Origin of the sequence: Bradyrhizobium sp. WSM2793, assembly GCF_000379585.1 — a bacterium.
GTDB lineage: Bacteria > Pseudomonadota > Alphaproteobacteria > Rhizobiales > Xanthobacteraceae > Bradyrhizobium.
The window spans coordinates 67,540-76,436 of record NZ_KB902805.1 but is presented as its reverse complement, the minus strand read 5'-3'; the positions used below and the strand labels follow the sequence as shown (position 1 = coordinate 76,436).

General features: G+C 65.2%; 10 protein-coding genes. 6 read left to right on the top strand and 4 right to left on the bottom strand.

The annotated features are described in order from the left end of the window. From A3AS_RS0132270 to A3AS_RS0132250, 5 genes are all read left to right on the top strand, one after another. Positions 1-357 (top strand): chemotaxis protein CheW (locus A3AS_RS0132270; RefSeq protein WP_018321620.1); only part of this gene is annotated, 357 nt, incomplete at its 5' end. A gap of 31 nt (positions 358-388) precedes the next feature. Next, the gene (locus A3AS_RS0132265) at positions 389-775 is read left to right on the top strand and encodes a response regulator (protein WP_018321619.1); all 387 of its coding nucleotides are present in this window, start codon (positions 389-391) and stop codon (positions 773-775) included. A gap of 61 nt (positions 776-836) precedes the next feature. Beyond that, positions 837-1,715: a protein-glutamate O-methyltransferase CheR gene (locus tag A3AS_RS0132260; RefSeq protein WP_018321618.1), complete on the top strand. Its 879-nt coding sequence runs from the start codon at positions 837-839 to the stop codon at positions 1,713-1,715. A 2-nt stretch (positions 1,716-1,717) separates the two neighbouring features. Continuing rightward, positions 1,718-2,035: a hypothetical protein gene (locus A3AS_RS0132255; protein ID WP_018321617.1), complete on the top strand. Its 318-nt coding sequence runs from the start codon at positions 1,718-1,720 to the stop codon at positions 2,033-2,035. 141 nt (positions 2,036-2,176) lie between these two features. Continuing rightward, positions 2,177-2,680 carry a response regulator gene (locus A3AS_RS0132250; RefSeq protein WP_018321616.1) on the top strand — a complete coding sequence of 168 codons (504 nt, stop codon included), beginning with the start codon at positions 2,177-2,179 and terminating at the stop codon, positions 2,678-2,680. 44 nt (positions 2,681-2,724) lie between these two features. Here A3AS_RS0132250 and A3AS_RS0132245 read toward each other — a convergent pair whose 3' ends face one another. Continuing rightward, positions 2,725-3,045 (bottom strand): hypothetical protein, encoded by a 321-nt coding sequence (locus tag A3AS_RS0132245; protein ID WP_018321615.1) that lies wholly within the window; start codon positions 3,043-3,045, stop codon positions 2,725-2,727. Positions 3,046-3,195: 150 nt separating this feature from the next. Here A3AS_RS0132245 and A3AS_RS0132240 point away from each other — a divergent pair, with 150 nt between their 5' ends. Next, complete coding sequence (locus A3AS_RS0132240) at positions 3,196-3,831, top strand: response regulator transcription factor (RefSeq protein WP_026202588.1); 636 nt, start codon at positions 3,196-3,198, stop codon at positions 3,829-3,831. Between the two features lie 148 nt (positions 3,832-3,979). Here A3AS_RS0132240 and A3AS_RS0132235 read toward each other — a convergent pair whose 3' ends face one another. The 3 genes from A3AS_RS0132235 to A3AS_RS0132225 all read right to left on the bottom strand — a co-directional run bounded on the left by A3AS_RS0132235 (position 3,980) and on the right by A3AS_RS0132225 (position 8,875). Next, the gene (locus tag A3AS_RS0132235) at positions 3,980-7,573 is read right to left on the bottom strand and encodes a PAS domain S-box protein (protein WP_018321613.1); all 3,594 of its coding nucleotides are present in this window, start codon (positions 7,571-7,573) and stop codon (positions 3,980-3,982) included. Continuing rightward, positions 7,551-7,970: a response regulator gene (locus A3AS_RS0132230; protein ID WP_018321612.1), complete on the bottom strand. Its 420-nt coding sequence runs from the start codon at positions 7,968-7,970 to the stop codon at positions 7,551-7,553. The genes A3AS_RS0132235 and A3AS_RS0132230 overlap by 23 nt, the downstream gene beginning before the upstream one ends. 188 nt (positions 7,971-8,158) lie before the next feature. After that, positions 8,159-8,875, bottom strand: a complete 717-nt coding sequence (locus A3AS_RS0132225) for a GntR family transcriptional regulator (protein WP_018321611.1) — start codon at positions 8,873-8,875, stop codon at positions 8,159-8,161. Positions 8,876-8,897 lie beyond the last annotated feature (22 nt).

The following is an 8,897-nucleotide window of genomic DNA, read 5'->3' as shown; positions in this document are numbered from 1 at the left end:
CGCGTCACCCGCGTGCCCTTGTCCTCGCGCGAGATCGCGGGCGTGCTGAACTTGCGCGGCCGCATCGTCACCGTGGTCGACATGCGCGCCCGGCTCGGCCTGCCGCAGCCCGAGGACGGCAAGGTGCCGATGGCGGTCGGCGTCGACCTCCGCGGTGAATCCTATGGCCTGCTGATCGACCAGATCGGCGAGGTGCTGCGCCTGCCCGAAGCCGGCATGGAAGAAAATCCCGTCAACCTCGANCCCCGCATGGCCAAGCTCGCCGGCGGCGTCCACCGCCTCGAGGGCCAGCTCATGGTCGTCCTCGACGTCGATCGCGTCCTCGAGCTCGAAACCAAAGTGCAGATGGCTGCATGAGCCAACGAAACATCGAAGCCGGAGAACCAAAATGAAGACCTGCTTGGTGGTTGATGATTCCAGCGTGGTGCGCAAGATCGCCCGCCGGATCCTGGAAGGCCTGGAATTCGAAGTTACCGAGGCCGAGGACGGCTCGAAGGCGCTCGAGATCTGTCAGCGGCAGCTGCCCGATGCGGTGCTGCTCGACTGGAACATGCCCGTGATGGACGGCTTCGAATTCATGGGCCACATGCGCCGCCTGCCCGGCGGCGACCAGCCCAAGGTGGTGTTCTGCACCACCGAGAACAATGTGGCGCATATCGCCCAGGCGCTCAGCGGCGGCGCCAACGAGTACATCATGAAGCCTTTCGATAAAGACATCATCGCCGACAAGTTCGCTGAAGTTGGTTTGATCCCGGTCGGACAAGCCATGGTCTGAGTGTGTCTGGCCCGCGTATTTCGGCCAGAGTGTTCCAGTACAAGCTTCGAAGAGGCCATCCGTGACCCCGACCGAGTATGAGTATCTGCGTAAGTTCCTAAAGGAAAATTCCGGTCTCGATCTTTCCGCAGACAAGCAATATCTGATCGAAAGCCGCCTGCTGCCGCTGGCCCGCAAGGCCGGACTCTCCGGCATCGGCGAGCTCGTGCAGAAGCTGCAAGGCGGCGCGCGCACGGTGATCACCGACGTGGTCGAAGCCATGACCACCAACGAGACCTTCTTCTTCCGCGACAAGGTCCCGTTCGATCATTTCCGCGACACCATCATGCCCGAGATCATCAAGGCGCGGGCCGCCCGCCGCAGCATACGGATCTGGTGCGCCGCCGGCTCGACCGGGCAGGAGCCCTATTCGCTGGCGATGTGCCTGAAGGAGATGAGCGCGGCTCTCACCGGCTGGCGCATCGAGATCATCGCGACCGACCTGTCGCAGGAGGTGCTGGAGAAGGCCAAGGCCGGAATCTACAGCCAGTTCGAGGTGCAGCGCGGCCTGCCGATCCAGATGCTGATGAAATATTTCAAGCAGACCGGCGAGACCTGGCAGGTCAATCCCGAATTGCGGGCGATGATCCAGCACCGGCAGCTCAACCTGTTGCACGATTTCGCGCAGCTCGGCACCTTCGACGTCATCTTCTGCCGCAACGTGCTGATCTATTTCGATCAGGACACCAAGATCAACATCTTCAACCGGCTGGCCCGCCAGATCGAGCCCGACGGCTTCCTGGTGCTGGGCGCGGCCGAGACCGTGGTCGGCCTGACCGATACGTTCCGGCCGATTCCGGAGCGGCGCGGCCTCTACAAGCCGAACGATCCGCGTGCCGCAGCCGCCAAGCCGGCTCTCGCCGGCGCGGCGCCGCGCATGGCGGCTATGGCAGGACGATAGACATGGCCGAGGATGGCAAGGGTACGGAACGCGTGACTTTCAGTCGCGGCTACGATGTCTGCATCATGGCCATCGACGGCACCTGGCGCCGCGACTGCAAGCTCAACGCGATCTCCGATACCGACGCCATCCTCACGGTGGAAGGCTCGATCCAGGGGTTGAACCTGAAAGAGTTCTTCCTGCTGTTGTCGTCCACGGGCCTCGCCTACCGCCGCTGCGAGCTGGTCCGCGTCAACGGCGCCGAGATGGACATTCAGTTCCTGCGCGGCAAGAACAGGAAGAAGCGCGGCGCGGCCGGCGGCCGCGACGAAGCGGCGTGATCCGCCCGCATCCGTCGCCGTCTTTTCCGGTCCGTTGCTTCACATTTTCTGAAAACATCCGAATGAATTCGCGACAGGGCCTTTACGTGGCCTAAGCGCGAACCGTGTATCCATTGATGGTCCCAATCTCAGGATACTGAAATGCCCAGAAGTTCTCTTTCCCCCATCTCCTCAAACCTGCCCGACGGCGCCGAGCGGCGTGCGCTTCAGCTCCTGGTGGTCGATGACGACGCCACGCAGCGCAGCCTGATCACGGTCGCCGCCAAGCAGGCCGGCCACGAAGTCACCGTGGCGCCGTCAGTGGCGGATGCGATCGAGAAGCTCCGCGCCGCGCGCTTCGACTGCGTGACGCTCGATCTCGTGCTGGAGGATGGCGACGGCATCGACGTGCTGCGCGAGATGGCGGCAGCGAAATTCGGTGGCGCCGTGATCGTTATCAGCGGCATGGACGGCAAGCGCCGCAGCGCCGCCCGCAGCTTCGCCCGGTCCGTCGGGATCGAGCTCCAGAGTCTGCCGAAGCCGCTCGACCTCGCGGCCTTGCGCATCAGCCTCGCCAATCTCGGCAAGACCGCGATGGGCCTTCCGGCGATCCACACCTGGGGTGGTGTCGCCACCGACGCGATCGTGGAACGGCACCGCGCCTAGGCCGCGGAGCAGCTATGCGGCCGCTGCGCCGCGCTGATCGCGATCTATGCCGGGCTGCCGGATTCCGAGAGGCATTGCAGGGCGTGGCCAAGGCCCGCCCGGCAGGCGTTGAGAGCGGCGCTCGCCGTCGCATAGCGCGGCGTAACGTCGTCGAGCACGAAAATGTCGGCGGAACCGGCCGGATCGCCGCTATCGTCGTGCGCCAGCCCCATTTCCAGCAGGCCAGCTTCCATCATGGCTGCGTCGATCAGGCGCATGCTGCTCTCGATCCGTGTGATCAGGGCGCGAAGATCGGCAGCGATCAACTGACGGCTGTCAGTTTCAGGCATCGCGATGAGCGGGGGTGTGCCAGCGAAATTTAGCATGGATATTCTCCGTACCCCGCAATTAGGCACCCTGCCGCTACTTGTGCGTTAAGTCCATGTCCCGTACAAATACGGGTGGGCCGAATCCGCGCCGAACGCCATAACGGTTTGGCGCGGACGCGAGTCCTTCATGCCAACTGGATGTGGCACATGGCCGAACAAAGCTCTCGCGGTGAAATCTTCGTGGTCGACGACGACCCTGCCGTTCGCGACACCCTGTCGATGGTGTTGAAGGCGGCGGGCTATGAGGTGATCTGTTTTGCGGACGGCGCAGCGCTGCTCTCCGTCGCGCGAAACCGCACACCGGCTGCGATCCTGCTCGACGTGAACATTCCCGGAAAGTCGGGCCTCGACATCCTGAAGGAGCTGCACGGCGAGGATTATCCGGCGCCGATCTTCATGATCTCCGGGCAGGGCGACATCGCGATGGCGGTGGGCGCGATCAAGAGCGGCGCGCTCGACTTCATCGAGAAGCCGTTCCGCGGCAGCGAGATCGTCGGCCGGCTCGACGAGGCGATCGGCGCCTATGCGCGCAGGCAGGCGGAGAACGCCTCGCCGAAATTCGGCTCGCTGCACTTCCCCGGGCGCGAGCCGCTGACGCGCAGGGAGCGCGAGGTGCTCGAGCAGTTCGCCTCCGGTGCGTCCAACAAGGAAGCCGGCCGCACGCTCGGCATCAGCCCGCGCACCATCGAGGATCACCGCGCCAACATCATGAAAAAGCTCGGCGCGCGCAACGCCGCCGATCTGATCCGCATCGTGATGACCGCGGCCCAGCGCGCGTCGTAAAATGGTCTCGTGCCCCGGACGAGCGCATCATGCAATGATGCGCTGAGCCGGGGCCCATCTCTCCAGTATCACTGTCGGCAATCCTGGGTCCCGGCTCTGCACAGCAGCGCTGCGCGCTGCGGTGCGTCCATGACAGGAGCGCGAGACCTCAAGCGCTCAACGCCTTGCGGATGATCCGCGCGAGATCCGATTTGCGATAAGGCTTGGCCAGCAGCAGGACGCCGGAATCCAGCCGGCCGTGATGGATGATCGCGTTCTCGGTATAGCCCGACGTGTAGACCACCCTGAGATCGGGGCGTGTTTTCATCAGTTCGTCCGCGAGCTGCCGTCCGTTCATCTTGCCGGGCATGATGACGTCGGTGAACAGCAGGTCGAACGGCTTGCCGGCGGCAACGATCGCGAGCGCCTCGGCCGCATTCGCGGCCTGCAAGGTGACGTAACCCAGCGCATGCAGCTGCGCCAGCACGTAGTCGCGCACCAGCCGGTCGTCCTCGACCACCAGGATCGTCTCGTGTCCGCCCTCGATCGTCGCCGGCGTCACGCCCTCGCCGACCGCTGTCGGCGTCGTGCCGGGTGGCAGGTACATCTTGATCGTGGTGCCGTGGCCTTCCTCGCTGTAGATCTTGATGTGGCCTGCGGACTGCTTGATGAAGCCGTAGACCATCGACAGCCCGAGCCCGGTGCCCTTGCCCGGTCCCTTCGAGGTGAAGAAGGGGTCGAACACCCTGGTCAGCATGTTCGCAGGGATCCCGGTGCCGGTGTCGCTCACGGCGATCAGCACGTAATGGCCGGGACGGACGTCGTTGCCGCTGGCATAGACCTCGTCGAGATAGGCGGCGCCGGTCTCCACGATCAGCTTGCCGCCGCCGGGCATGGCGTCGCGGGCATTGAGCGCGAGATTGAGGATCGCGGTGGTGAGCTGGTTGGGATCGACGATCGCGACGCAATTCTCGTCCTCGAACACCGATTCGATCTGGATCTGCTCGCCCAGCGTCGGCCGCAACAGCTTCGCGGTGTCGACGACCAGCGAGTTGATGTCGATCTCGCGCGGCTGGAGCGGCTGCTTGCGCGCGAAGGCCAGCAGGTGCTGGGTCAGATCGGCGCCGCGCGCGGCGGCTTCGTCGATCATCTTCGTGATGGCCGCAAGCTGCGGCTCCTTCTCGACGGCCTCCGCGAGGATCTCGATCGTCCCGGTGATGACGGTGAGGATGTTGTTGAAATCGTGCGCCACGCCGCCGGTGAGCTGGCCGACCGCCTCCATCTTCTCGGCATGGCGGATGCGCTCCTCGGCGGCGATCTTGTCGGTGAGGTCGCGGTAGAAGACGTTGAACAGCAGGCCTTCGCGGCGCTTCAGCGCGGTGACGCTCAGCTCGGCCTTGAATTCCTTGCCGTCGCGGCGACGGCACATCAGCTCGCGGCGGCGGTTCAGCGTCCTGTCGCCCTCGTTCTCCAGGAAGTGCTTCAGGCCGGCCCTGACCCTTTCGCGTTCGCTCTCGGCGACGATCAGGTCGATCGTGCTCTTGCCGAGCACCTCGTCGCGGCGCCAGCCGAACAGCTGCTCGGCCTGCGAGTTCCAGTTCAGGATGCTGCTGGTCTCGTCGGTCTGGATGAAGGCGTCGAGCGAGGTCTCGACGATGTTGCGGGCGAGCCGCTCGCTCTCGCGCAGCGATTCCTGCGCGAGCCGCGCTTCCGTCATGTCGCGTCCGACGAAGAAGAAGCGCTGCGCCTGCTCGGACCAGTTGCCGAGCCAGGACAGCCAGACCTCGTGCCCGTTCTTGTGGAAGCAGCGGGTGTCGCCGAGCTTGGGGCGCTCGCCGCGCCGCATCGCGCGCATGTCCTCGCGCGATTGTGCCAGATGGTCGGGATGAATGAAGTCCGCGCCGCTGCGGCCGATCATCTCGTCCGGCCGGTAGCCGAGAATGGTCTCGCTGCTCGGGCTGATCTGCGCGACATGGCCCCGCGGGTCCATGACCATGATCAGATCCTGCGAGGTGTCGAAGATCTGCCGGCGCTCTTCGAGCTGCTGCTGCAGCTGCCGCTCGGCCCGCCGCGCCTCGGTGAGACTGTGCGCAGTCCCGGAGACGCCGATGGTCTCGCCGGACGGCCCTCTGATCGGCGAGAGGCTGAGTGAGATCTCGACCGGCGTGCCGTCCTTGCGCAGGCGCACCGTCTCGAACCGCTCGATCGGCTCGCCCCGCGCGATCCGCGCCAGATAGCCTTTGCCATGCTCGCGGCGGTCGGGCGGCACGATGATCGCGGTGGATTTTCCGATTGCCTCACTCGCCGAATAGCCATAGAGCCGCTCGGCAGCCGGATTCCAGCCCGTGATGATGGCGTCAAGCGTCTGCATCACGATCGCATCGTCGGACGATTCGACGGCGGCACTGAACAATTGCTCGCGTGCCGCATGATGGCTTCGTGCGGCCTCGGTGCGGCGATGCTCCTCGATCTCGCGTTGGAGCGCTGCCGTTTTCGCCCGCGTCTCTTCGACCATCTGGGCGAAAGCCCGCGCCAGCACGCCCGTCTCGCCGCTGGCATCGACGGGGATGTCGGCTGGCCGTCCGTTGCCGATGGCCTCCACCGCCGCGGTCAGGCGACCGATCGGACGAGTTAGCGAGCGCGCAAGCAGCACCGCGAGTAAGGCCGCGGCGAGGACAGCGAGGATACCGACCAGTAAGGACGTTCTTTGAATCGCCGCCGGTACGAGGCCGAACACCGGCGCGGGGATTGTCTCGATGATTGCGACCCATTCTTTGCCCACGAGCAGCGCCGGCGCGATCGCCGCCCCGCTCGGCCGGCCCGACCCGTCGGTCATGAGGCGCGTGGATCCCTCCAGCGTACCGGTCAAGGCACCAAAATACGGAAAGTCCTTGCGCCAGTCGTTGGGACGATCATGCAATGCGCCGAATTCTCGCGTGCGATCCGGATGAACGAGATAGTCGCCGCGCGAATTCACGACGTAGATTTCGCCCCCCGAGGTCGATGTCGCGCGGACGCGGTCGAGCGCCGGACGCATGTCGATATTGGCGATGATGATCCCGAACGGCTTGCCATCCGGCGTGAACAGCGGCGTTGCGACCCGCAGCGTCGGAACGTGCAGGGCGGTGGTGCCTCCCTGGCGGGTCGCGAGATCGATGGGTGAAACGTAAATCTCGCCCGGCGCCAGGCGTATCGTGTCCTCAAAGTACGTTCGTTCGCCCTTGCGCTCCAGTTCGCCGCTGGGGACGATCCGTGCCGTTCCATTCGGGCCAGAGCGGTCGACGCGGACCAGCTCGCGCTGATCGTCGTCGAGACCGATGATGCGAAACTGCCCGTAGATGGGTTTTGCCTCGATCTCGGCCGCGAGCCGCGTGGCGATACGCTCGCGCCAGGTTTGCTCCGAGACGCCGTCTGAAGGGTCAATTCCTCCGGCCACGTGAGCGCGGATCAGGCCATTGATCGCCGCGGCAGAGCGATAGCCGATCAAATCGCCGCGGGCCCCGGCAACATAGGATTCCAGATTGGCCGCGAGCAGGCGCGATTGGGCCCCGACCCGCTCCAGGACGCGCGGAATCACTGCTTGCGTGGTGTTGCGAAAGCCGAGCCATCCGACTGCGGCCACGGTGACCGCCACCAGCAGGATCATCGCGATCGCCAGCCGCGTTGCGAGGGTCAAGCGGATGTTCGCAGAGCTTCCCGGATGACCACGCCTGGTCTGGCCTGGAGCCGCGGCGCGCCCTTCATCGGTGGCCGGAGCTGACATCGGACCCCTCCGGCGCGCCTGCTTTCAGGCAGCCATCGACAGCGGCGAGCAGGGCGTCAGGCCGGAACGGCTTTTGCAGACTTGCCACCGCGCCGAGCTTGGTCGCCATCTTCAGGAAGTCCGGTTCCGCATAGGCGTCCGGCGTGATCGAGCGGCCGGAAATGACGATGATCGGAATGGCCGGAGCCAGCACCCGGATGTGACGCATTGTCTCCAGCCCGTCCATGCCGGGCATGAAGATGTCGAGAAACAGGAGGTCGAACCGGCTGGCCTCGAACAGCGCAAGTCCCTTGCGGCCATCGCCGGCGACCGTGACGTGATGACCGGCCCTCTCCAGGAGCAGCCGGATCGTGATTTGAACGGCCGGGTCGTCATCCACGATCAGGATGTTGGCCACGTCTGAATTCCTCCGGGCCGGACAGGACGTCCCCACCGGCCGCAAATCAAACCATCAAAGACGAAATTGTTGCGCGGATTCCGCCCGGCCTGCAAGCACTTCGCGAGTGCCCGGTGAATGCTCGCCCAAGGGAAGCATGATTATGCACGGTTACGTGCATAAGGGGGTTCGCCAGGCTGGTGGTCTGTCTAATCGGTCAAATATTCCGGATAATGGCTCCGGATCTTGTCGAGCTCGCTGAGCGTGCCCGATAAATGCTTGCGCAGATGCTGTTGCGCGGCGTCGGGGTCGCCGGCTTCGATCGCGCGGGTGATCAGCTTGTGGTGGCGGACGATGTTCTGGGCCTTGCCGGGCGAGGGCAAATGCAGCCGGCGCAGCCGGTCGATATGTCCGCTGCGGCTGCGCACCAGCGTCCACAGCTCCTGCTTGCCAGCCGCAGCATAAAGCTGGGCGTGAAAATCATTGTCGGCGGCGATGAAGCTCTCGAAATCGCCGGCCTTGGCGAACTGCTGCTGAAGCGCGATCACATGGTCGAGGCGGAGGACTAGGGCCTGGTCATGTTGCTCCGCGAGCAGCCGGACGATTTCGAGCTCGAGCGCCTGGCGCAGGAAATGGGCCTGCTCGGCCCGGCCGACATCGACCCGGCTGACCACGGTCGCGTGCTGCGGAAACACGTCCACGAGCCCTTCTTCCTCGAGTCGCATCAGGGCGTCGCGGATCGGCGTCGAGCTGACGCCGAATTGCCCAGCGAGATCGGTGCGCGACAGCGGCGAGCCCGGGGGCAGTTCGAGCGCGAGAATGGCGTTGCGCAGCCGCTCGAACACCTGCGGCGCGGCCTGCCGAGCCCGGTCGAGCCGCGCCCCCCGGCGGGCGGTCGCGCGGGACGCGGAATGGGCGGTTTCCATGCGAGAAACTCCGGGAGGCTTG